Genomic DNA, 21,779 nt, shown 5'->3' with positions numbered 1-21,779 from the left:
ATTCAATGGTTCGTTGTTGTCTTCACTTGCTTGTTGTCATGGTTTATTGATGTTCTTTGGCGATGCGTTCACTGGCTTCGAGCATGGCGTGCAGCAGCACATTGGCTCCGGCCGCGCATTCTTCTGGTGAGCTGTATTCTGCTTCGTTATGACTGATACCGTTCAAACAAGGCGTAAAAATCATTCCAGTTGGTACTAAATCCGCCATGTAACAGGCGTCATGTCCTGCACCTGCATAGATGTCCATATGGCTATAACCAAGCTTTTCCGTGGCGGCTTTTACGTCGTCAGAAGCGTTAAACTCTACTGGAGCGAAATACCAAAAAGGATCAACGTTGACGTCGACACCATGATCAAGGGCGATTTCTTTGCAAAAGGCTAATAGCTCTTCATGCATGGTGAGCAAAACATCAGGTTTAGGGTTACGAAGGTCTGCGCTGAATGTCACATTGCCCGGAATCGTATTGCGTGAGTTTGGCCAGACTTGCATAAAACCCACCGTACCCAAGCCATTTTCATGACGATGCGCGATGGCGTTCATTTCGGTGACAATGGCAGAAGCCGCTAACATAGCGTCCTTGCGAAGATGCATTGGTGTGGTGCCTGAATGAGAAGGGCGACCGACCACTTCAATGTTGTACCAGCGGATGCCTTGGCCTAGTCGAACTATACCAATGGCTTTTTCTTCATCCTCTAAAATTGGCCCTTGTTCGATGTGCGCTTCGAAAAATGCGCCCATGTGTCGGCTGCCTAATTCCATTTCGCCTAAATAACCAATACGTTCTAGTTCGTCACCAAGACGAATGCCATTGACGTCCGTTTTGTTTAATTCAGTTTCCAGATCAAAGCGGCCAACATAGGTTCCTGAAGTCCTGCATAGCGGGTTGGAAACGTGACCCTTCTTCGTTGGTCCAAACGGAGAATTCCATTGCCGTGGGCGTTGCAATGTTGTTTTCATGCAATGTGCGCAGTACTTCAACGCCAGAAAGAACACCGAAAACACCATCGAACTTGCCGCCAGTCGGTTGTGTATCAAGGTGGCTGCCAGTGCCGACGGCTGGTAAGTCATTATTTATGCCAGAACGACGAGCAAAGATATTGCCAATTTTATCGACTTCAACGGTACAGCCACAGGCTTTACACCAAGAAACAAAAAGATCACGGGCTTGCTTGTCTAAGTCTGTTCCTGCAAGACGGTTACAACCGCCTTTTTCTGTACCGCCAATGTCGCCCATTTCCATTAGGGAGTCCCAAAGGCGTTGCTGGTTGATACGAAGGTCTTGCATGGCTTACTCCTAATCCTGCTTCCAATACCTTTACCAAAAGGTAAAAAATGACGATAAAAAAATAATCAATAACTTGCCTTTCAGGTCAGCAATAAGTAGGCCAAGTTTTAATCAAGTTTGTCGAGAAAGACTCGTTAGAGTTATCTGACTGTGCTATTTTAAAACTTGAGAAAAAGATAATGTTTAATAAAAACAGCGTCTTATAAGGTTAAAAAAGAATGTACTTTTTGTATTAAGGCGGATTGGATTTTGGTTGAGAAGAAAGCGAAACGCACAAAACAATCAATTAATAGAGAAGAATTAGAGTCACGTATACTGCGTTCTGCTGAAGTGTTATTTGCAGAAAAAGGTTACAGCGGGTCTTCTATGGAAGCGATTGCGATAACGGCAAATATTTCTAAGCAAAATCTTATTTATTACTTTCCAAACAAAGAGTTACTCTACAAACGCGTGTTAAAAGAGATGCTCGATATATGGATAGAAAAGCTGTCATTTCTTGAAACGCAAGGTGACACGCCCGAAGCGGTTATTCGTCGCTATGTGCGTGAAAAAATGCAGCTTTCACGATTGTACCCGAATGGTTCTAAAGTCTTTGCTCATGAAATCATCAGTGGTGCACCTGTCTTAAAAGAGTACCTAATTAGCCACTTAAAACCGCAGTTTGATCGAGATGTTATATTGGTTAAGTCTTGGATAAATAAGGGATTAATTGAGGATGTAGATCCTGAGCATTTGTTTTTTACTATCTGGGCGGCGACACAAACCTATGCCGATTTCTCGGTACAAATGGAAGTGCTATTAGGAAAACATCGTTTGGACGAAGATGATTTTGAACGAGCGGAACTAGCGGTGACGGATTTCGTTGTGCGCGCTCTTGGTGCCAAAAAAATAATTAAAAATAATTTTATCAAGTTTTTCCTCTGGTATTTCAATAAATGGCGTTTTTTTTGAGTCATTGAACTGTGCAAAAAAACGCCACTTTTCATCATCTTAACCTTTTGGTTAACTTATTACTTAACTAAACTTTAGACCGCTAGCCCTTTATCAGTGCGTGTTTTGCACTAATAAAAACAATTTACTCTGCGCAAAATGGTTGCTATTAATTTTTATACCAAATGGTAAAAAAGTTAATTTAATCTCATTTAACCACTAACGCGTGGAGTGACTATGATCTCTGATTCTGAAGCCATATCTTATGAGTTTGCTACTGGGCCAGACTTGTACGCACTCTGCCAAGAAGCCGCTAAAGCGCGTGATAACGCTTGGGGTAAACAACTTACTTATTCAAAAAAGTGTTTATACCCTTAACCAATATGTGTCGTGATACCTGCGGTTATTGCACCTTTGTGCAGTCGCCAGAGTCTCCTCATGCTAATTACATGACACCAGAACAAGTGCTAAAAACCGCTCGAGAAGGTGCGGCATTAGATTGCAAAGAAGCTTTGTTCAGTTTGGGCGAGCGCCCAGAAGAGCGCCATCAGAAAGCTCGCGATATGTTGGCCAATTTAGGTTACGACAGCACCTTAGAGTATTTGCATGATCAATGTGAAAGTGTCTTAACGCACACCAGTTTGTTGCCTCATGTGAATGCGGGAGCCTTGTCTTTTGATGAACTGAAACGCCTAAAACCCGTCGCGGCTAGCATGGGCATGATGCTGGAAAATGTGTCAAATACGTTACTTAAAAAAGGCCAAGCTCATTATGCTTGTCCAGACAAAACCCCTAAGCGTCGGCTCGACACCATAGAGCAAGCGGGCCGTCTTGATATCGCCTTCACCACAGGAATCCTGATTGGCATTGGTGAAAGCTGGACAGACCGAGTAAACAGTCTCATCGCCATTCGTGATCGCCATCTTGCCTATGGGCATATCCAAGAAGTCATCATTCAGAATTTTCGCGCCAAAGCAGGCACCGCGATGGCCAACTATCAAGAACCCAATTTAGACGATATGAAGCGCACCATCGCTGTTGCCCGTTTGATCTTGCCCGATGACATCAGCATACAAGCACCGCCAAATTTGGAAGTCGAATACGGCAGTTACATCAATGCGGGCATCAACGATTGGGGCGGCATTTCGCCTTTGACCAAAGACTTTATTAACCCAGAAAGAGCGTGGCCGCAGATCAGTAGCGTGGCGCAAGCTTGTGAAGGATTGGGTTATTCGCTGGCAGAACGTCTGACCATTTATGACCGCTTTCAGCATCAGGACAATAAATATCTAACACCTAATTTAACGCAACGAGTCGCGTCGCTGGCTAGCCGTGCAGCTCAAGTGAGTGGAGGAGTTATCGCATGAACCTATTTCCTTTAACGTCAAGCAATGTTCTAGATAGCACACCAGATTCGGTGCTGTTCAATAGTCAGGTGAGCGAATCGATTCGAACAATTTTGCAAAGATCTTTGCTGGGCGAAGAGCTGAGTGTCGAAGACGCTTGTGTGTTATTTGCTACGCAAGGTGCAGAAGCCCAAGCCGTGTTAGACACCGCTGATAAAGTACGTGAAAAACGCGTCGGCAATGTCGGAACCTTTGTGATTACGCGCAATATCAATTTCACTAACGTATGTTACATGGGGTGCCGATTTTGCAATTTCGCTAAAGAAAAAGGCGACAAAGAAGCGGAGTTCCTAACGGTCGAACAAGTGGCTGATCGAGCCGAAGAGGCTTGGAATCGAGGGGCGACAGAAGTCTGTATTCAAGGTGGATTGCATCCAGATATAGGCGCAGATTATTACCGTAACCTTATTATCGCGGTGAAAAAACGTGTGCCAGACATTCATATTCACGCCTTTTCCCCATTTGAAATTTGGTATGGCTGCAAAAAAGGTCGCCTTGAGCCAGAGGCGTTTTTGACCGAGTTAAAGAACCTTGGTTTAGGTTCTATGCCGGGCACAGCGGCAGAGATTTTAGATACCGAAGTGCGCAAGCAATTGACCAAGAATAAACTCACTACAGAAGAGTGGGTGCGCATTATCAAAGCCGCCCATTCTGTTGGCGTGCCGACAACGTCGACCATCATGTATGGTCATGTTGATCAGCCAATTCATTGGGCCAATCACCTCAAATTATTGCGCGATATTCAAAAGGAAACTGGCGGCTTTACTGAATTTGTGCCGTTAGGTTTTATCCATTACGAAACCCGTTTATACAAGGATAATCCAGACAAGGTTCGCCCTGGTCCAACGCAAGACGAGCATTTCAAAATGCACGCCATTGCTCGCCTGATGCTGCAAGGTCATATCGATAATATCCAAGCCTCATGGGTGAAAATGGAGTCCGATGTAGCCGCTAGAATGCTGCGCTCAGGTGCCAATGATTTGGGCGGCACTTTGATGAACGAAAGTATTTCCCGTGCGGCAGGAGCCACTCATGGGCAAGAAGTGTTTCCAGAAGACATGGTCGCCAATATTCAAGCGGCGGGTCTGCATGCGGTACAGCGCAGCACTAAATATGAAGTGGTTAGAGATTATCCCTTGGTAGAACACAAGGTCAAAGCGCCTTTATCGAACCGCATTGCGATTCAAGGAGTGGCGTAATGAGCGGCTTAAACATCACCTTATTGGCTGGCGGTGTGGGTGGTGCCAAAGCGGCAGAAGGCTTGGCAAAAAGCCCATACGCCAGCGCGACCAAGATCATTGGCAACATTGCCGACGATGATGAATTTCACGGTCTTTGGGTCTCACCGGATATCGATACGCTGATTTATTCTTTGGGTGATCAGATTGACCGTCAGCAAGGTTGGGGACGCAAGAACGAAACGCATCAAGTACTCACCGAGCTAAAAGCCTTAGGGCAAGACACTTGGATGACTCTGGGGGATTTGGATTTAGCGACGCATATTTATCGAACGAATTTAAAACACCAAGGCGTTAGCGCTAGCGAGATTACCGAGCGTTTGGCGAAACGTCATGGCGTCAGCGTGCCGATTTTGTTGCCGACAGATGATGTGGTGCAAACCCGAGTGAAGACGCCACAAGGCTGGCTGTCTTTCCAAGAATTCTTTGTACGCGAGCATTGTCAGTCCGACGTGCTGGATATTGAGTACCAAGGAATCGAAAAGGCAAAACCTACCCAAAATGCCTTAGAGCAAATTGCTAACAGTGACCTAATTATCATCGCGCCGAGCAATCCGATTGTTAGCATTGGTGCCATTCTCGCTGTGCCGGACATTCAGCAAGCGGTGGAAAAAAGCGCTGCTTATGTCATTGCTGTTTCGCCTTTAATTGGCGGAAAAACGGTAAAAGGCCCTGCGGATAAAATGCTTGAAAGTGTAGGGAAAAGTATCGATTCAAAAGGCATCTATGACTGTTACAGCACATTCTTACAGGCCATGGTGATTGACAATCTTGATCAGCAAGACGCCACTTGGTTGCAAGGGCAAGGTTTGGATGTGTTGGTCACGCCAACCCTAATGAAAACCCCTGAAGACAAAACGGCGTTGCTTACCAAAGTGGTTGAGTTTGCTTTGTCTCATAAAAAGCAGAGGGCGGCCTAATGACTTCTTTTTTGAAAACACCTTCTTTAATGGCCCCTTTTTTTATAGACAAGCTCTGTGTGGTGATTCCGATGAAATCGCCCAAGCGTTCCAAACAAAGATTGGTTGGCTGCTTGTCGGATGCAGCCCGTGAAAGTTTGTCTCTGACGCTGTTTGAAAACACCTTGGCGTTTTTTCAGCGACATTTCCCCATGTTAGACGTGCTGGTGGTGAGTGAATCACTTGAAGTACTTTCCCTTGCTCAATCTTATGAAGCCAATACCTTGTTTGACGATGGGGAAAAGGGTTTAAACGGTGCGTTGGATTTTGCCTGCGATTGGGTGAAAAAATCCGGCTATGACAGCCAACTTATTGTTCCTAGTGACATTGCGGTCTTGGATCCTAAAGAAATTACTACGCTGATGACGGCAATTCATGACGCGCAAGTGGTGATTGCCGTTGCCAAAGACGGCGGTACCAATGCGTTATTAACATCACCTCCGGATGCCATTCATTTTGAATATGGTTGTGATTCTGCGTCTGCGCATAAGGCCAACGCTGCGAATAATCGACTGGTTTGTCGCAGCCTGCATCTTGCCAATCTCGCGTTGGACATTGATCAGAGGGAAGATCTTAAAGTTGCCGTAATTCGTCAACCTGAACGCTTCAAAGCATGGCGCGATACGGGGCAATCATTGATGAAGAAAACGCTTATTAAGGAACGCCACTATGCCTGATTCTATGAGTGTGTTTCGCTTGATGGGCTTGCCGGATTTTCAGCAGGGCGATGATTTAGCACAAAAAATCATCGATACCTTAACGACGCAAAATCAAGCGCTGATGGCTGGCGACATCTTGGTCATTGCTCAAAAAGTAGTGTCAAAAAGTGAAGGTGCTTTTGCCTATTTGGACGACATTACGCCCAGTGAAGAAGCCATCGAGTTGGCGAAAACCGTTAATAAAGATCCACGTAAAGTCGAAGTGATTTTGTCCCAATCAACACGCATTGTGCGAGCGATGAAGCGACCTGATCAAGAAGAAGGCGTACTGATCGCCGAGCATAAAAATGGCTACATCTGCGCTAATGCAGCAGTGGATGAATCCAATGCTGACCATCCCAGCCAACTGATTTTACTGCCCGAAGACCCAGACAAAAGTGCGCGCTTACTGTGTCACAAATTAGAAGCCTATTTTGGCTGTGATTTGGGCGTGGTGATCAGCGACACCTTTGGTCGACCTTGGCGGTTGGGGCAAACCAACGTGGCGATTGGCTTGGCGAATGTGCCGGGTGTGGTTCACATGTTGGGGGAGCTGGATGCGTTCGGACGACCTTTGAGCGTCACCGCACCTGCCTTTGCGGATGAAGTTGCGGCAGCGTCTGGGTTGTTAATGGAGAAAAGGGCTAAATCACCCGTGATAATTTTTCGTGGCCTATCTTGGTCAAAAACCGACAGTTCGAGCCGTGATCTTATTCGTGCTCATAACGAGGATCTTTTTAGATGAAAAACGAAGTAACTAATAAAGTCGCCATCATTGGCGGAACCGGCCCGCAAGGGAAAGGACTGGCCCTGCGTTTGGCACTGGCTGGCACTAGCGTGGTGTTGGGTTCTCGTGATCCTGCCAAGGCAGCAGAAACCGCGCAGCAGCTCACCGTCACCTTGGCGGAACAGGATTGTCAGGCGGACATTACCGGATTGTCGATGGAGGACGCCACCAAAGCCGCAGACGATTTGGTGATTTTATCGGTGCCTTACAGCGGCCACGATGCCACCTTGACCGCCTTAGCGCCATTGTTGGTCGGCAAAACCTTGGTGGACATTGTTGTGCCATTGGCACCAGGTAACCCAAAAGCCGTGGTGATGCCAGAAGCGGATCCGGTAACGGAATCGGCGCAGTTGTTATTGGGCGATGATATCCCAGTTGTCGGTGCCTTACATAACGTGTCAGCGGTGACCTTGAACGATCTATCTCGAGGCATCAATTGCGACATCTTGGTGTGCGGCAATGACCTTGAAGCCAAAAAACGCGTCATGGCTTTGATCGAAAAAATGGGCACCAAAGCCTACAACGCAGGCTTAGCCGAAAGCGCCCGTTGCGTTGAAGCGCTAACGCCGATTTTGATTCGATTGAATATTTCGAAAGAGGTGCCGTTTTCTCATGCGGGAGTTCGTATCTGTCCACCCGATCATTAGGTGCGATTACTGAGCGCACCAATACTTTGTTAAAAACAGACTCAAAATGCTCATTTATAACTTATAGACTCCGCTTTTTCGTCTGTTTTTGCCTCGTCTTGGTTTTGCTCAGCACATCGTAGAGAGTGCTCTAAAGCGCTTACCAATACTTTGTTAAACACAGTTTCAAATTTTTAAAAATATTAAAAAGCATAATCACAAGAGGAATACATTATGGAATTTGGCATTACGTTTAAAGGCTTCGTCAGCCCAGATCGCGCGCGAAATCTTGTTCGTCAGGCGGAAGCCGCTGGCTTCACTTATTGCTGGTTTTACGATTCTCACATTCTTTGGCGTGAGTCGTTTGTCGCTATGGCAATGTGTATGGAGCACACCAAAACCATGCGTTTTGGTCCTTGTGTGACCAACCCGAATATTCGTGATTGGTCTTTATCGGCCAGCTTGTACGCGAGTTTGGCGCATCAAAGTAACGGTCGTTTCGACATTGGTCTTGGTCGTGGTGATTCTTCCATGCGAGTAATGGGCAAAAAACCAGCGACGCTAGCGCGTCTTGCGGAATTTACCACCAAGGTAAAAGCCATGGTACGCGGTGAAGAAGTGGAATACGGTGAATGCCCAGAACCGGTCAAATTACCTTGGGCGACAGGTTATGAATTGCCTGTGTGGATTGGCGCCTATGGCCCAAAAGCCTTGGCTACCGCTGGTGAAGTGGGTGATGGTTTGATTTTGCAGATTGGTGACCCTGATTTAGTTAAATGGTTTAAAGATCAAGCGATTAACGCCGGTGAAGCTGCAGGCCGTGATATGTCTAACTTCAAAATTCAAGCTGCGGCGCCTGCTTACTTTGGTGACATGGATTACTGTATTGAACACACCAAATGGTTCCCAGCCATGGTCGGTAACCATGTGGCGGATATTGTCGAACAATACGGCAGTGATTCAGGTTTAGTGCCAAAAAGCTTAACGGATTACATCGAAAAACGTCGTGGTTACGATTACTCCAAACATGGTCAAAGCGATAACCCATTCTTGGATTTCATCACCGAAGACATAGTGAAAAGCTTCTGTGTATTGGGGACTGTCGAGGATCATATTGCCAAGATTAAAGACCTAGAAGCGGCAGGAACCACGCAGTTTAACATCTACCTAGACAGCGGCGACGAAGAAGAAATCATCGCCAAATACGGCAGAGAAATCATCCCCGTGTTTAATGGCTAAGCTTCTGCTTTTGTCCCTTCCCCTTTTGTCTTCCAAGGGGAAGGTTAGGATGGGGTTATTTTGCTTACATTTTTTTGATTTACATAGGGTTTTGTAGGTCGCGGCTTTAGCCCGACAATACTTAATTTGTCATGGCGAGGTTTGTTGTCGGCATAAATGCACGACCTTGTATCTCTTCTTGATGAGTGTTTAGCTAGCACTTATCGCATCGGGAAATCGGTGAGCCTCGTGCGCGACCTGAGCACAAAGATGCTGTTTTGTAGATTGAGTCTCTGATTTCCTAACCTCCATTAAACTGAATGGTATCCTAGCACCCCAAGTAAGGGTGATGCTGCATGTACAAGGGGAGTAAATAGAGATGAAGGCTTTTATTGGCATTGATGTTGGTAAAGAAAAGTTAGATGTTAGTTGGTTACGCGACGTGGTCAAAAATAAGCAGAAAACCAAGGTCTTAAAGAACACAAAACAAGGCTATCAAGAATTAGTTGATTGGGTACTAAAGAATACAGGGTTAGAAGCTCAGAATATTGTTATTACGACAGAGCCTACTGGTATTTATAGCGAACCGTTGATGTATTTTTTATATGCCCAAGGATTTACTCTTTTACATGTAAACCCTGGAAAAGCAAAACAATATGCAAAATCATTAGGGCTAGTTCATAAGACTGATAAATCAGACGCCACAATGCTAGCTCGCTATGGTCATGACCAACAACATTCACTTTCAAGCTGGCAGCCAGAGCCGGTAGAAGCAAGAGAACTAAAGGCAATGATGCGTAGACTTGAAGCGCTAGAGCAAGATTTACAGCGTGAAGAAAACCGTTATGAAGCGGTAGGATTTTCAGGCGCATCCGCTCGGGTCGCTCAATCTCTCAAAGATATGATAGCAGTGTTAAAGGCTGAAATTGATAAACTCAAAAATGAAATCGATGAGCATATTGACAGGCATCCTCAATTGAAGAAGAACCGCCAATTACTTGAAAGCATAAATGGTGTTGGTGAAGTAACATCCCGAATAATGGTTTGTTTGCTGGCGTGTAAGCGGTTTAAGAGCGCAAAACAGCTGGCTTCTTATTTAGGCTTGATCCCCAAGCACAACGAATCTGGTAAACGGGCAGGAAAAACAACCTTGAGTAAGGAAGGGCCAGGCTATATCAGAGCGAAATTGTATATGGCCGCAATCGTAGCTGGTCAACACAATACCGATATAAAAGCGCAGAAGACGAGACTACTAAAGCAAGGCAAAACAAAAATGCAGGCGCTAGGTGCAGCGATGAGAAAGCTGTCACAAATATGTTTTGGCGTTGTTAAGAATCAAACAGAATATCAGCCTCAAGTTAGTTAAATAAAAACTTGAGGCTGGTCAGGAGAGATGGTATCTACAATATCGATGGAAGTCGTTTTACGACCTTTTTCCAAGGGTTAGGATGGGTGTGTTTTTGTCTCTTATACAGCGTTGATTTCATACACTCATTAGGAGCGAGGGATCCTGTCTTTAGTCAATGATGATCGTTGCGTCTTAGGTGTGTTTCAAAGGCGCGTATCATTAGCGATAAGCTGAGTGTGAGTATGAGGTACATGAAGGCGACGACGTTGTAGGTTTCGAAGAATTGGAAGGTGGAGGAGCTGAAGACTTTGCCAAGTTGGGTGATGTCTTGCACGCCGAGTACCGAGACGAGTGCGGAGTCTTTGATCATGGCGACGAAGTCGTTGCCCAGGGGCGGTAAGATTTTGCGCATGGCTTGGGGGAGGGTGATCAAGCGGAAGCGATGCCAGTTGGATAAGCCTAGTGCTTTGGCGGCTTCTATTTGTCCTTTGCTCACTTCTTGAATGCCGGCACGAAAGATTTCAGCAATAAAAGCGCTGTAGCTGATGGCAAGGGCGATAATGGCACGCCACAGTAGAGAGAAGTCTCTTGTTGTGGCTTTTTCTATCCATCCCGCTTCAATCGGTATTTGTAATCCCCAGTTGTAGAGCTTTACCATTTCTGGTGCGCCGACAAAGGCAATGTAGAATAAGAGTACGAGAACGGGAATGCCGCGGAAGATTTCCACATAAAAACGTGCGAACTCTCGCAGTATGCGATAACGAGAAAACCCTGCCAGTGCGATGAATAAGCCAAGCAAACTGGCCAAAATAAAAGCCGCAAATGTGACGCCTATGGTGGTGAGTAAACCTGCGCTTAGGGCGCTGGCGATGCGTTGATAACTTTCGTCAGCCACCATGTTCCATGACAGAATTAAAGCAAGAATGATGATAGTGACTAACCACCAAGGTGTGCGTTCTACGGTGTTTTTAAAGGGCATAATCAATTCATAGCAGGACCATTCCTTGGTCGTCATCAATAAAAAACGGAAGGCCTATGTGTTAGGCGCTCCGTTACTGTGTGGTTATTTCTATTTAACGGGATTGTTTTTTGGGGCTTTTTCTATTGGTTATAGTCAAAGAACCATTTTTTGTTTAGGGCTTCCAAGGTGCCGTCTTTTTTCATGCTTTCGATGGCAGCATTGATTGGCTTAACAAGGTCTGAGCCTTTAGCCAAAATGAAGCCAAAATTTTCAGATCCCAATGGGCCGCCAACGATTTTGAACGCGCCTGGATTGGCACCGATATAACCGCGAGCAGAGGCAGCGTCCATTAATACGCTGTCTACATCGCCAGATTTCAAGGCTTGAACAGATGCACCAAAAGTTTCTAATAAGGTAATGCGAGGATTGTTTTCATCACCATCAAGCACATCGTACACGGCCACATAAAAGTTAGTGGTACCGGCTTGTGCGCCAAATTGCAGATCTGGGTTGGCGGCAAAGGATTTTGCATCGTTAAAGCGTTCTTCATCGGCACGCACCAGCATGAATTGCTGAGACGTCATGTAAGGAATCGTGAAGTCAATTTGCTGAGCGCGTTCTTCGTTAATGGTAATGCCGTCCATGCCGACATCGTATTGGCCTTGCTTGACGGCTTGGATCATGGTGTCCCAGCTGCTTAGGTGCCATTCAATTTTGGCGTTTAAGCGTTTGCCAATTTCGTTCATGGCGTCGTATTCCCAACCTATGCCTTCACCTGTTGCAGGGTCGACAAAATTAAGTGGTGTGTAAGCATTTTCAGTGACCGCTAAAATAGTGCGACCTTTAAGGTCTGGCAAGTTGTCGGCGAAGCTCAAGCTGCTGATTGAAACCGCAGCGATAACCATCAAACGAGATAATAAAGACACCATGTTTTTATACCTTTATAGGAGTTTGCTCAAAATTGGCTGCGATTATACACAGCTGTTGCGTAAAGATCTCTAGCAAGCTTTAGGCCATCAAGTGGCATCTCTTGGCGTAAGCGGGTATATTTGCTTACTCATGTTCAAATCGACAAATGTAGATTTTTAACGCAGCGATTAAGGTTATTATGTACCGCGAACTATCACCTCAACAGGCCTTTCAAACCCATTGCTTAGCGCAAATGGGCGTCGTTTCTTGGTTGTCTATTGAGAAAAGTGAATCTGCTTCTGACGGTGTGACAGGCACGGTTTTTATGCCGGTTCAGCCTTGGCCGATTGATGTGGCGGTGACGAGGGACTTTTCTTCGTCTCCTTCGTCTACCGGTTTTAAAGCGGTTGAACCTGCTTCCGCTCCGGTAGATAAGCGATCAGCGGATGAAAAAGAGCCTCTAGTCCATCACCTTCGTGAGCAGTTAAACGCTGGGCCAGAAATTATTGTTGAAGACTTACAGCCTATCGAGGAGTTGGCTGTCGATATTGTTGTTGAGCCTGACCCAACGCTGAATACCCAAATTACGCGGCTGAATATTCAGGCTTATGCTTTATCTAATAAGCTTTTGATTTTAAGTGATGTGCCTGAGGTCTTCTCTCAGGCAGAAGAGATTGAGCGTCTGGCGCTGAAAATGGGACAAGCGCTACTAAAACAGCCTATTGACGAATGGCAGAGCAGTGCGTTTAGCTGGCCTGGGCAGTTGCGTAACCCGTATTTTTTAAATCGTACCGATTGGCTGTTTGGTGCGTTAGAAAGCTATGTGGGTCGTTTGGTGAAAGATTTTCCTGAGCCTCCATTACTCGTGCTTGCCGGTGCTAAAATTACCCAGCTGGTGGAGGATTTGCCAGCTGAAAGTTCTTTAAAACAATACCCTACAGCACGCATCGTAAGTTTGTCCGAATTGCATCGTATTCCTGAATTGCGCAAAGAAGCGTGGCAAGTGATGCAATCAAGCTTTTTCCGTTAATGTCTTTGCCTTCTATGAGGCGTTCCATTTTATGATACCTTCTATTGTTATTCGTCTGGCGACTGAGTCAGATTTACTGCCTATTATTCAACTTGATGCCTTGTCGAATCCTTATCCTTGGGGAGGGGGCTTGGTTGCGGAGGCGTTACAGACTCGCAAAAATTGGGTGGTTGAATTAGGTGATGCGACGCAGAAATCGATCGTTGGCTGGTTAACTGCATCGGTTGTGCTTGATCAATCCGAATTAGAATTAATTGTGATTGATACCTCAGTCCGTAGACAGGGACTAGCCAGACAGTTAATCATGGTTTGGTCAGAAACAGTCGCGCAGCAAGATGTCCGTGAGGCTCTTGTTAGAAGTTCGCGAATCGAATGTCGGTGCCATTGCCTTGTATGAATCTTTGGGGTTTGAGCAGGTCGGTCGTCGAAAAAATTACTATCAAATAGCCAAAAAAGGACAAACAGAACAAGGCCACGAAGCGGCCTGTTTGTTTACCAAGCGGCTATGAATTTAAGGGTTTAAAGAGGTGGTTATGAGCAAAGTATTGGTTCCTATTGCGAATGGTAATGAAGATATTGAGGCCATTACGATTATCGATGTATTACGACGTGGTGGCGTAGATGTCACGGTGGCGAGTGTTCATGAAACAAAGCACATTGTGATGGCGCACGGTACAAAGCTTGAGGCTGATACTTTATTAACCGATGTGTCAGAGCAATTTTTTGATGCGATTGTGTTGGCTGGCGGTATGCCAGGGGCAGAACATTTGCGTGATTGTGCATTGTTGATTGATATGTTGGAAAAACATGACATCCAAGATGCGTTATTAGCGGCTATTTGTGCCTCACCTGCTGTGGTATTTGGTACCCATGGCTTTGTGGTGGATAAACAAGCCACTTGTTACCCAGGTTTCGAAAAAGGATTGATTGGAGCGGAATATATCGCCAATGAACCTGTTGTAATGGATGGCAATATTTTGACTGGCAAAGGGCCTGCCGCTGCGATGGTTTTTTCATTGACGGTATTGGGAAATTTAAAGGGCTATGATGCAGCGAAAAATGTCGCTGATGGATTGTTGTGCTAGAAAAGTATTTTGCTCCATGCTTATTCTTGACTAAGAAGTCAAGAAAAAATATAAGCAAATTCCGTGTTTTTGCTAGATTTAGCGGCAATTCGGTGGACGCTAAAGCCGTATCAGAGTAGAATTAGGCAGATTTTTTGAACGCGAGATCTATTGGTTACCCATCAATAGATGCACGGCAAAAACGCAATTTCTTAAAAGCGAGATGAGCCGCCGGTTTATCTCGCTTTTTTGCAACCTGAAAGGCTCTAAATGGGAGGTTCCTTTGGCAACATCAGCGATTCTGGCTCTGGAAGACGGCACGGTTTTTAAAGGGGTGTCGATCGGAGCAGATGGCTCCTCAACTGCTGAAGTGGTATTTAACACTTCGATGACTGGTTATCAAGAAATTCTTACTGATCCTTCCTATGCTCGACAAATGGTCACCTTGACCTATCCCCACATTGGGAATACTGGCGTTAACTCTGAAGATGAAGAATCCGACAAAATTTGGTGTGAAGGCTTGATCATTCGTGATCTTCCTCTAGTGGCTAGCAGCTGGCGTTCACAAGAATCATTAGATTCTTATTTGAAGCGCAAAGGTGTGGTGGGTATTGCTGATATCGACACACGTAAGCTGACACGTATTCTACGTGAAAAAGGTGCGCAAGCAGGTTGCATCATGGCGGGTGAAAATTTAGATGAAGCGGCGGCGATTGCAGCGGCTCGTGCTTTCCCTGGTTTGAAAGGCATGGATCTAGCGAAAGAAGTAACGGTTGAAAAAGCATACGAGTGGACTGAGTCTACTTGGGATCTTGTAAATGGTCACACAACACCAGACTCTTTCGACTTCCATGTGGTTGCTTATGACTATGGTGTAAAACGCAATATTTTGCGTATGTTGGTTGAACGCGGCTGCCGTCTAACGGTTGTACCTGCAAAAACACCTGCAAAAGATGTATTAGCAATGAATCCAGATGGTGTTTTCCTATCTAATGGCCCTGGCGATCCAGAAGCCTGTGATTACGCGATTCAAGCCATCAAAGAAATTTTAGAAACCGATATTCCTGTTTTTGGTATTTGTCTTGGTCATCAGCTTTTGGCATTAGCATCTGGTGCGAAAACCAAGAAAATGAAGTTTGGTCACCACGGTGCAAACCATCCGGTACAAGCGATTGAAAAAGGCACTGTGATGATCACCAGTCAAAACCACGGTTTTGCGGTAGACGAAGACACCTTGCCAGCTAACCTTGTGATGACTCACAAATCTTTGTTCGATGGTTCCTTGCAAGGCATCGCACGTACAGACAAGAGTGCATTTAGCTTCCAAGGTCACCCTGAAGCGAAGTTCCAGGGCCACACGATGTTGCGCCTTTGTTCGATCAGTTTATTGAAAACATCAAAGCCTCTAAAGCCTAAGACAAAACCTAAATAGGAGCGGAACGAAAATATTATGCCAAAACGTACTGACATAAAAAGCGTCTTAATTTTAGGTGCGGTACCTATTGTTATCGGTCAGGCTTGTGAGTTTGACTATTCGGGTGCGCAGGCGTGTAAAGCGCTTCGTGAAGAAGGTTTTCGCGTTATTCTGGTGAACTCTAACCCAGCCACCATCATGACAGACCCCGCGATGGCCGATGCGACTTACATTGAGCCTATCGAATGGAAAACCGTTGAAAAGATCATTGAAAAAGAGCGCCCAGATGCGGTGCTACCGACCATGGGTGGTCAAACAGCATTGAACTGTGCGTTGGATCTTGAACGTCATGGTGTGTTAGCGAAATACAATGTAGAAATGATTGGTGCGACAGCTGATGCCATTGACAAAGCGGAAGATCGTAGCCGTTTTGATCAAGCCATGCGCTCCATTGGTCTTGAATGTCCACGTGCGGGCATTGCCCATAACATGGAAGAAGCGCTTAAAGTTCAAGCGGAAGTAGGCTTCCCTTGTATTATTCGTCCTTCTTTCACCATGGGCGGCACCGGTGGCGGTATCGCGTATAACATGGAAGAGTTCGACGAAATTTGTACTCGTGGTTTGGATTTGTCTCCGACCAACGAATTGCTCATCGATGAATCTTTGATCGGTTGGAAAGAGTACGAGATGGAAGTTGTCCGCGACAAAAAAGACAACTGCATCATTGTTTGTGCGATTGAAAACTTCGACGCCATGGGGGTTCACACGGGTGACTCTATCACGGTGGCACCAGCACAAACGTTGACAGACAAAGAATATCAAATCATGCGTAACGCTTCTTTGGCGGTATTGCGCGAGATCGGTGTAGAGACAGGTGGTTCCAACGTACAGTTTGGTATGGATCCAAAAACAGGTCGTCTTGTGGTCATTGAGATGAACCCTCGTGTGTCTCGTTCGTCTGCTTTGGCATCGAAAGCAACGGGCTTCCCAATTGCAAAAATTGCCGCGAAATTGGCGATTGGTTATACCCTTGATGAGTTGCAAAACGACATCACTGGCGGCCAAACTCCAGCGAGCTTCGAGCCAGCAATCGACTATGTTGTCACTAAGATCCCTCGTTTCACATTCGAAAAATTCCCAACTGCTAACGATCGTTTAACTACGCAAATGAAATCCGTTGGTGAAGTGATGGCGATTGGCCGTACTTTCCAAGAGTCGTTGCAAAAAGCCTTACGTGGCTTGGAAGTGGGTTCTGACGGTTTCAATCCTCAGCTGGATTTCTCCGAAGAAAACAGTAAAGAGAAATTGGCTTACGAGCTTCAATCTCCAGGTTCTGACCGTATTTGGTACATTGGCGATGCGTTCCGTTCAGGTATGACGGTTGACGAAGTATATGAAGCTACTGGTGTTGATCATTGGTTCTTGGTGCAAATCGAAGACTTGATCAAAGAAGAAGCGGCCCTAGCGGATAAAGGCTTGGTCGACATGACCTACGATGTTTTGCGTCGTTTGAAGCGTAAAGGGTTCTCTGACGCACGTCTGGCTAAACTGCTTCATGTTACTGAAAAATCGTTGCGTGAACGTCGTTATTTGATGAATGTTCACCCCGTCTACAAACGTGTTGATACCTGTGCGGCGGAATTTGCAACCAATACCGCCTATATGTATTCCACTTACGAAGACGAGTGTGAAGCGGCGCCAACGGATCGTGAAAAAATCATTATCCTTGGTGGTGGTCCAAACCGTATCGGTCAGGGTATTGAATTTGACTACTGCTGCGTACACGCGGCGCTAGGTTTGCGTGACGACGGTTACGAAACTATTATGGTGAACTGTAACCCTGAAACGGTATCGACTGACTACGATACGTCTGACCGTTTGTACTTCGAGCCAGTCACGCTTGAAGACGTGTTAGAAATCGTTCGCAAAGAAAAACCAAAAGGCGTGATCGTTCAATTCGGTGGTCAAACGCCGCTGAAAATTGCGCGTGCTTTGCAAAACGAAGGTGTGCCAATCATTGGTACCACGCCTGAGTCTATTGACCGCGCAGAAGATCGTGAGCGTTTCCAAAGCATGATCCAGCGTTTGGGTTACAAGCAACCTCATAACGCGACAGTGCGTAGTGTTGACCAAGCTGCTGCCAAAGCCGCTGAAATCGGTTATCCACTCGTGGTTCGTCCATCTTATGTATTGGGCGGCCGTGCGATGGAAATCGTATACAACGAAAAAGAACTGATGCGTTACATGACCAGTGCTGTGAAAGTGTCTAACGACAGCCCTGTGTTGCTAGATCACTTCTTGAATGCGGCGATTGAGATTGATATCGACTGTATCAGTGATGGTAAGCAAGTGGTGATTGGCGGCATTATGCAGCATATCGAACAAGCGGGCGTTCACTCTGGTGACTCTGCGTGCTCTTTGCCGCCATACTCTTTGTCTAAAGAAGTGCAAGACGATATTCGTGAGATGATCAAAAACATGGCGCTAGAGCTTGGCGTTGTTGGTTTGATGAACACTCAACTTGCGGTACAAGATGGCGAAATTTATGTGATCGAGGTGAACCCTCGTGCATCACGTACTGTGCCTTTTGTTTCTAAATGTATTGGTCGCTCTTTGGCGCAAGTGGCGGCTTTGGTCATGGCAGGCAAAACACTGGAAGAGCTTGGTTTCACTAAAGAAATTATTCCTTCTTACTACAGCGTGAAAGAAGCCGTTTTCCCATTCAACAAGTTCCAAGGTGTCGATCCGATTCTTGGGCCTGAAATGAAGTCTACGGGCGAAGTGATGGGCGTAGGTGATACCTTTGCTGAAGCGTTCGGTAAAGCCGCGTTGGGTGGTGGTACCGTATTGCCAACGTCTGGCCGTGCTTTTATCAGCGTTCGTGATATGGACAAAGAAGGGGCTGTGGATGTGGCTCGTCGCTTGGCGGAATTAGGCTTTGACCTTGTGGGTACCGAAGGCACAGCAAAATACCTAACTGATCATGGTGTGGAAGTTCGTAAAGTGAACAAGGTGAATGAAGGTCGTCCTCATATCGTTGATATGATGAAAAATGGCGAAATTGATTACATCATCAACACCACATCTGGTACGCAAGCGATTGCAGACTCTTCTGTTATCCGTCGTACAGCTTTACAGCGCAAGGTTTGTTACACTACGACATTGGCTGGTGCTGAAGCAACGAGTATGGCGATTAGCCTAACGGGTGAAACGAAAGTTAGAAGACTGCAAGATTTGCACTTGGGGAAATAATGAAAAAAGTACCAATGACAGTAGAAGGTGAAGCTCGTCTAAGAGAAGAGCTGAATCACTTGAAAACTGTCGTCCGTCCTCGCGTGATTGCGGATATCGCAACCGCGCGCGAACATGGCGACTTAAAAGAAAACGCTGAATACCATGCGGCTCGTGAAGAGCAGGGATTTGCCGAAGGTCGTATTAAAGAGATCGAAGGGAAGCTTGCTGATTCGCAAGTGATTGATGTGAAATCCTTGCCAGCGTCTGGCAAAGTGATTTTCGGTACGACAGTAACCTTGTTTAACGTCGATACTGAGGAAACGGTGACTTATAAGATTGTTGGCGACGACGAAGCGGATGTAAAAGAGAAGAAAATCTCTTACGCATCACCAATCGCTAAAGCCATTATCGGCAAAGAAGAAGGTGACGAAGTGACCATTCAGGTTCCTAGTGGCGAAGTGATATACGAGATTGAGAAAGTCGAATATATTTAATGTATTAGGCGTTTTACAAAAAACCACGATGCGAAAGCATCGTGGTTTTTTTATGCCTAGGTTTCTAGATTCATTATTATCAATACTCTACATAACTTAATGAAAACCTCACAATAATTAACTAAGTTATTTTGACTTTCATTGATTATCTAACCTATGATCAATCCGAGTAGATATTAGCCAATGGAGCTGGTTGAGAGATTACTTTAAGTGAACTTGAGCGAAAATAAATATAATTGATGCATGTGTAAGCATGTCGTTTAGATCGATGGATTGGCATTATGAAAAATTTCTCATTACGTAAAAAAATTCTTATTATTACTGTTATTTGTTTTGTTGTTTTTTTTGTTGCTTTAGTTGTTCAGAGTGTTACTACATTGCAAAAAAATATTGAGTCTGCATTGGAAGATGAAGTTGACTTAGTATCCGAAGTATTTAGTGATAACGTTGGGAACTGGCTTAAAGACAGACAAAACTCGGTAAGCAAGCTTGCCAAGACAATTGCAGAATTCCCAGATATCAAGCCCTATATATTATTGGACCAAGTAAGAGAAGGGCTAGGCTTCTCAATCACTTATTTTGGTAATGAAAAGGGTGAGATGTATCGTAATGACCCTAACTTAAACCCACCAAATTATGACCCAAGAGTGCGCAGTTGGTACAAAGGTGCTAAAGAAAGCAATGGTCGTTTCTTAGCCTCTCCATTTGTTTCCGCGAGTACAAATGAGTATGTAGTTACATTGTCTGAAGCGGTAAAGAAAGATAATCAGTTTATTGGTGCCATTGGTGCTAACCTTACCTTAGAGCAACTGACGCTCTTTGTTAATAAACTTAACGTTCCTGGTGATGGTTATGCTGTAGTGGTTGATAAAAGTGACCAGATCGTTGCACATCCTGACTCCAAGTTACAAAGTAAAAAAGCCTCAGAGCTAAATGAAAACTTTGCTGGTGATTTGCTCGAGAAACTTGTTTCTAAGCGTACGCTTCAAGATATGTCGTTAGATGGTCGTGACCGGCTTATTTATGCGACAGTTATTCCTAATTCAAACTGGTCGCTTATTTTAGTAATGGATAAAGAGACATTGTTTGCTCCGGTACGCAGTCAGCTCATAAGTCAGGTCATTATTAGTTTTATCATCTTGGTTGTTATTTTGATCATCATGTCTTTGTTATTGAAGGTCATGTTGGAAAATCTCAGTGCCATTACCAAAAGCCTAGATGAAATTGCAAATGGTAATGGTGATTTAACGATTCGATTAGAAGTGAAAAGTGGCGATGAAATCGGCCAATTAGCAGCGAGTTTCAATCGGTTTGTTGAACAACTTTATGGCATTATTAGCCGATTGAGTGCTACCTCTAAAGATTTGCTGTCTGAAGCTGGTGGTGTATCTAAGGTATCAGATCAGCAAAACGAGAGATTGCAACGTCATCAAAGTGAAATTCACATGATAGCGACGGCAGTGACAGAGATGGCGTCTGCGACTCAAGAAATATCTACTAATGCAGAGCAAACAGCTTATTCTGCTAGAGATTGTGTTTCGATAACAGAGAAAGGCCGCAAAGAAGTTGAGACAAGTCAACGTTCTACAGAAACCTTAGCGGAAGAAGTGGGCCGAGCAAGTCAAATTATTGGCGATTTAAATAAACATGTACAGAGCATCAACTCTATCCTATCAACTATTAGTGGCATATCTGAGCAAACTAACTTGCTTGCACTAAACGCAGCAATTGAAGCCGCTAGGGCGGGTGAACAAGGTCGTGGTTTTGCCGTGGTGGCTGATGAGGTAAGGGTTTTATCGCAACGTACTCATAGCTCAACTCAAGAAATTCAGGGAATGATAGAGTCTTTGCAAGCTGCGGCGGAAAGTGCAGTTAAAGCGACTGATAGAGGTAAGGAGATGGCTAACCAGAGTGTTTCAGATGCTGAAGAAGCAAATAGAAGTTTAGGTCTAATCCTTGATTCTATCAATAAAATCAATGATATGGCGGCACAAATAGCGACTGCGGCTGAAGAGCAATCTTCCGTTACACTCGAAATTAGCCGCAACACCGAAACCATACGCGGTGTTGGTGATGAGATGTCAGAAGCTAGCAAGCTTGCCGCCGAACAAGCGAAAAAACTGCATGACTTAGGACGACAAATAAACCAAGAAGTCGCTAAATTTAGACTATAAAAG

The 21,779-nt window shown here is 45.2% G+C and carries 20 protein-coding genes and 1 pseudogene; 17 read left to right on the top strand and 4 right to left on the bottom strand.

The features are described 5' to 3' along the window. Nucleotides 1–43 precede the first annotated feature (43 nt). Both ONZ52_RS07270 and ONZ52_RS25020 read right to left on the bottom strand, forming a co-directional pair. Nucleotides 44–958: a hydantoinase/carbamoylase family amidase gene (locus ONZ52_RS07270; protein ID WP_346433231.1), complete on the bottom strand. Its 915-nt coding sequence runs from the start codon at nt 956–958 to the stop codon at nt 44–46. Beyond that, a complete protein-coding gene (locus ONZ52_RS25020) occupies nt 843–1,286 on the bottom strand; it encodes a hypothetical protein (protein ID WP_346433230.1) in 444 nt (147 codons plus the stop codon). The genes ONZ52_RS07270 and ONZ52_RS25020 overlap by 116 nt, the downstream gene beginning before the upstream one ends. A 249-nt stretch (nt 1,287–1,535) precedes the next feature. Here ONZ52_RS25020 and ONZ52_RS07265 point away from each other — a divergent pair, with 249 nt between their 5' ends. The 10 genes from ONZ52_RS07265 (at nt 1,536) to ONZ52_RS07220 (ending at nt 10,514) form a co-directional block, all read left to right on the top strand. Next, on the top strand, nt 1,536–2,237 hold the full coding sequence (locus ONZ52_RS07265) for a TetR/AcrR family transcriptional regulator (protein ID WP_265217997.1): 702 nt from the start codon (nt 1,536–1,538) through the stop codon (nt 2,235–2,237). A gap of 216 nt (nt 2,238–2,453) precedes the next feature. Then, a complete protein-coding gene (locus tag ONZ52_RS07260; protein ID WP_265217996.1) occupies nt 2,454–2,594 on the top strand; it encodes a hypothetical protein in 141 nt (46 codons plus the stop codon). Nucleotides 2,595–2,632: 38 nt separating this feature from the next. Continuing rightward, nucleotides 2,633–3,583, top strand: a complete 951-nt coding sequence (cofG, locus tag ONZ52_RS07255) for a 7,8-didemethyl-8-hydroxy-5-deazariboflavin synthase CofG (protein ID WP_265217995.1) — start codon at nt 2,633–2,635, stop codon at nt 3,581–3,583. Continuing rightward, entirely contained in the window at nt 3,580–4,821 is a 1,242-nt protein-coding gene (cofH, locus tag ONZ52_RS07250) for a 5-amino-6-(D-ribitylamino)uracil--L-tyrosine 4-hydroxyphenyl transferase CofH (RefSeq protein WP_265217994.1), read from the top strand. The genes cofG and cofH overlap by 4 nt, the downstream gene beginning before the upstream one ends. Further along, a complete protein-coding gene (gene cofD / locus ONZ52_RS07245; protein WP_265217993.1) occupies nt 4,821–5,780 on the top strand; it encodes a 2-phospho-L-lactate transferase in 960 nt (319 codons plus the stop codon). The genes cofH and cofD overlap by 1 nt, the downstream gene beginning before the upstream one ends. Beyond that, nucleotides 5,780–6,496 carry a 2-phospho-L-lactate guanylyltransferase gene (gene cofC, locus ONZ52_RS07240; protein WP_265217992.1) on the top strand — a complete coding sequence of 239 codons (717 nt, stop codon included), beginning with the start codon at nt 5,780–5,782 and terminating at the stop codon, nt 6,494–6,496. Before cofD ends, cofC begins: the two co-directional genes overlap by 1 nt. After that, nucleotides 6,489–7,262 carry a coenzyme F420-0:L-glutamate ligase gene (cofE, locus tag ONZ52_RS07235; RefSeq protein ID WP_265217991.1) on the top strand — a complete coding sequence of 258 codons (774 nt, stop codon included), beginning with the start codon at nt 6,489–6,491 and terminating at the stop codon, nt 7,260–7,262. Before cofC ends, cofE begins: the two co-directional genes overlap by 8 nt. Then, nucleotides 7,259–7,951, top strand: a complete 693-nt coding sequence (gene npdG / locus ONZ52_RS07230; RefSeq protein WP_265217990.1) for an NADPH-dependent F420 reductase — start codon at nt 7,259–7,261, stop codon at nt 7,949–7,951. The genes cofE and npdG overlap by 4 nt, the downstream gene beginning before the upstream one ends. 213 nt (nt 7,952–8,164) lie before the next feature. After that, nucleotides 8,165–9,169 (top strand): TIGR03842 family LLM class F420-dependent oxidoreductase, encoded by a 1,005-nt coding sequence (locus ONZ52_RS07225; protein WP_265217989.1) that lies wholly within the window; start codon nt 8,165–8,167, stop codon nt 9,167–9,169. A gap of 358 nt (nt 9,170–9,527) precedes the next feature. After that, nucleotides 9,528–10,514 (top strand): IS110 family RNA-guided transposase, encoded by a 987-nt coding sequence (locus ONZ52_RS07220; protein WP_100188761.1) that lies wholly within the window; start codon nt 9,528–9,530, stop codon nt 10,512–10,514. A 154-nt stretch (nt 10,515–10,668) separates the two neighbouring features. Here the strand turns inward: ONZ52_RS07220 and ONZ52_RS07215 are convergent, their stop codons facing one another. After that, the gene (locus ONZ52_RS07215; protein WP_265217988.1) at nt 10,669–11,475 is read right to left on the bottom strand and encodes an amino acid ABC transporter permease; all 807 of its coding nucleotides are present in this window, start codon (nt 11,473–11,475) and stop codon (nt 10,669–10,671) included. A 122-nt stretch (nt 11,476–11,597) separates the two neighbouring features. Continuing rightward, nucleotides 11,598–12,386 (bottom strand): transporter substrate-binding domain-containing protein, encoded by a 789-nt coding sequence (locus ONZ52_RS07210; RefSeq protein WP_265217987.1) that lies wholly within the window; start codon nt 12,384–12,386, stop codon nt 11,598–11,600. Between the two features lie 179 nt (nt 12,387–12,565). On the opposite strand from ONZ52_RS07210, the gene ONZ52_RS07205 reads away from it, so the two are divergent. From ONZ52_RS07205 to ONZ52_RS07175, 7 genes and pseudogenes are all read left to right on the top strand, one after another. After that, entirely contained in the window at nt 12,566–13,396 is an 831-nt protein-coding gene (locus ONZ52_RS07205) for a hypothetical protein (RefSeq protein WP_265217986.1), read from the top strand. A gap of 31 nt (nt 13,397–13,427) precedes the next feature. Then, nucleotides 13,428–13,793 carry a GNAT family N-acetyltransferase gene (locus ONZ52_RS07200; RefSeq protein ID WP_265217985.1) on the top strand — a complete coding sequence of 122 codons (366 nt, stop codon included), beginning with the start codon at nt 13,428–13,430 and terminating at the stop codon, nt 13,791–13,793. 136 nt (nt 13,794–13,929) lie between these two features. Further along, complete coding sequence (locus tag ONZ52_RS07195) at nt 13,930–14,481, top strand: DJ-1 family glyoxalase III (RefSeq protein WP_265217984.1); 552 nt, start codon at nt 13,930–13,932, stop codon at nt 14,479–14,481. Between the two features lie 262 nt (nt 14,482–14,743). Then, a pseudogene (gene carA, locus ONZ52_RS07190) lies at nt 14,744–15,876 on the top strand (glutamine-hydrolyzing carbamoyl-phosphate synthase small subunit). A gap of 34 nt (nt 15,877–15,910) precedes the next feature. After that, entirely contained in the window at nt 15,911–19,126 is a 3,216-nt protein-coding gene (gene carB, locus ONZ52_RS07185; protein WP_265217983.1) for a carbamoyl-phosphate synthase large subunit, read from the top strand. Continuing rightward, nucleotides 19,126–19,602: a transcription elongation factor GreA gene (gene greA / locus ONZ52_RS07180; RefSeq protein WP_265217982.1), complete on the top strand. Its 477-nt coding sequence runs from the start codon at nt 19,126–19,128 to the stop codon at nt 19,600–19,602. The genes carB and greA overlap by 1 nt, the downstream gene beginning before the upstream one ends. Nucleotides 19,603–19,883: 281 nt before the next feature. Then, on the top strand, nt 19,884–21,776 hold the full coding sequence (locus ONZ52_RS07175) for a methyl-accepting chemotaxis protein (RefSeq protein WP_265217981.1): 1,893 nt from the start codon (nt 19,884–19,886) through the stop codon (nt 21,774–21,776). Nucleotides 21,777–21,779 lie beyond the last annotated feature (3 nt).

This window comes from Marinomonas rhodophyticola, from assembly GCF_026113935.1.
In the GTDB taxonomy this organism is placed as follows: Bacteria; Pseudomonadota; Gammaproteobacteria; order Pseudomonadales; family Marinomonadaceae; genus Marinomonas; species Marinomonas rhodophyticola.
This window is presented reverse-complemented; position numbering and strand designations above follow the sequence as displayed.

Excerpts from the sequence above, each read along its gene's own strand:
- ONZ52_RS07210 (WP_265217987.1), bottom strand. The coding sequence starts at position 12,386 with ATGGTGTCTTTATTATCTCGTTTGATGGTTATCGCTGCGGTTTCAATC.
- ONZ52_RS07205 (WP_265217986.1), top strand. The coding sequence starts at position 12,566 with ATGTACCGCGAACTATCACCTCAACAGGCCTTTCAAACCCATTGCTTA.
- ONZ52_RS25020 (WP_346433230.1), bottom strand. The coding sequence starts at position 1,286 with ATGCAAGACCTTCGTATCAACCAGCAACGCCTTTGGGACTCCCTAATG.
- npdG (WP_265217990.1), top strand. The coding sequence starts at position 7,259 with ATGAAAAACGAAGTAACTAATAAAGTCGCCATCATTGGCGGAACCGGC.
- cofC (WP_265217992.1), top strand. The coding sequence starts at position 5,780 with ATGACTTCTTTTTTGAAAACACCTTCTTTAATGGCCCCTTTTTTTATA.
- carB (WP_265217983.1), top strand. The coding sequence starts at position 15,911 with ATGCCAAAACGTACTGACATAAAAAGCGTCTTAATTTTAGGTGCGGTA.
- ONZ52_RS07195 (WP_265217984.1), top strand. The coding sequence starts at position 13,930 with ATGAGCAAAGTATTGGTTCCTATTGCGAATGGTAATGAAGATATTGAG.
- ONZ52_RS07225 (WP_265217989.1), top strand. The coding sequence starts at position 8,165 with ATGGAATTTGGCATTACGTTTAAAGGCTTCGTCAGCCCAGATCGCGCG.
- cofD (WP_265217993.1), top strand. The coding sequence starts at position 4,821 with ATGAGCGGCTTAAACATCACCTTATTGGCTGGCGGTGTGGGTGGTGCC.
- cofH (WP_265217994.1), top strand. The coding sequence starts at position 3,580 with ATGAACCTATTTCCTTTAACGTCAAGCAATGTTCTAGATAGCACACCA.
- ONZ52_RS07200 (WP_265217985.1), top strand. The coding sequence starts at position 13,428 with ATGATACCTTCTATTGTTATTCGTCTGGCGACTGAGTCAGATTTACTG.
- ONZ52_RS07175 (WP_265217981.1), top strand. The coding sequence starts at position 19,884 with ATGAAAAATTTCTCATTACGTAAAAAAATTCTTATTATTACTGTTATT.
- greA (WP_265217982.1), top strand. The coding sequence starts at position 19,126 with ATGAAAAAAGTACCAATGACAGTAGAAGGTGAAGCTCGTCTAAGAGAA.
- cofE (WP_265217991.1), top strand. The coding sequence starts at position 6,489 with ATGCCTGATTCTATGAGTGTGTTTCGCTTGATGGGCTTGCCGGATTTT.
- ONZ52_RS07260 (WP_265217996.1), top strand. The coding sequence starts at position 2,454 with ATGATCTCTGATTCTGAAGCCATATCTTATGAGTTTGCTACTGGGCCA.
- ONZ52_RS07270 (WP_346433231.1), bottom strand. The coding sequence starts at position 958 with ATGAAAACAACATTGCAACGCCCACGGCAATGGAATTCTCCGTTTGGA.
- ONZ52_RS07220 (WP_100188761.1), top strand. The coding sequence starts at position 9,528 with ATGAAGGCTTTTATTGGCATTGATGTTGGTAAAGAAAAGTTAGATGTT.
- ONZ52_RS07215 (WP_265217988.1), bottom strand. The coding sequence starts at position 11,475 with ATGCCCTTTAAAAACACCGTAGAACGCACACCTTGGTGGTTAGTCACT.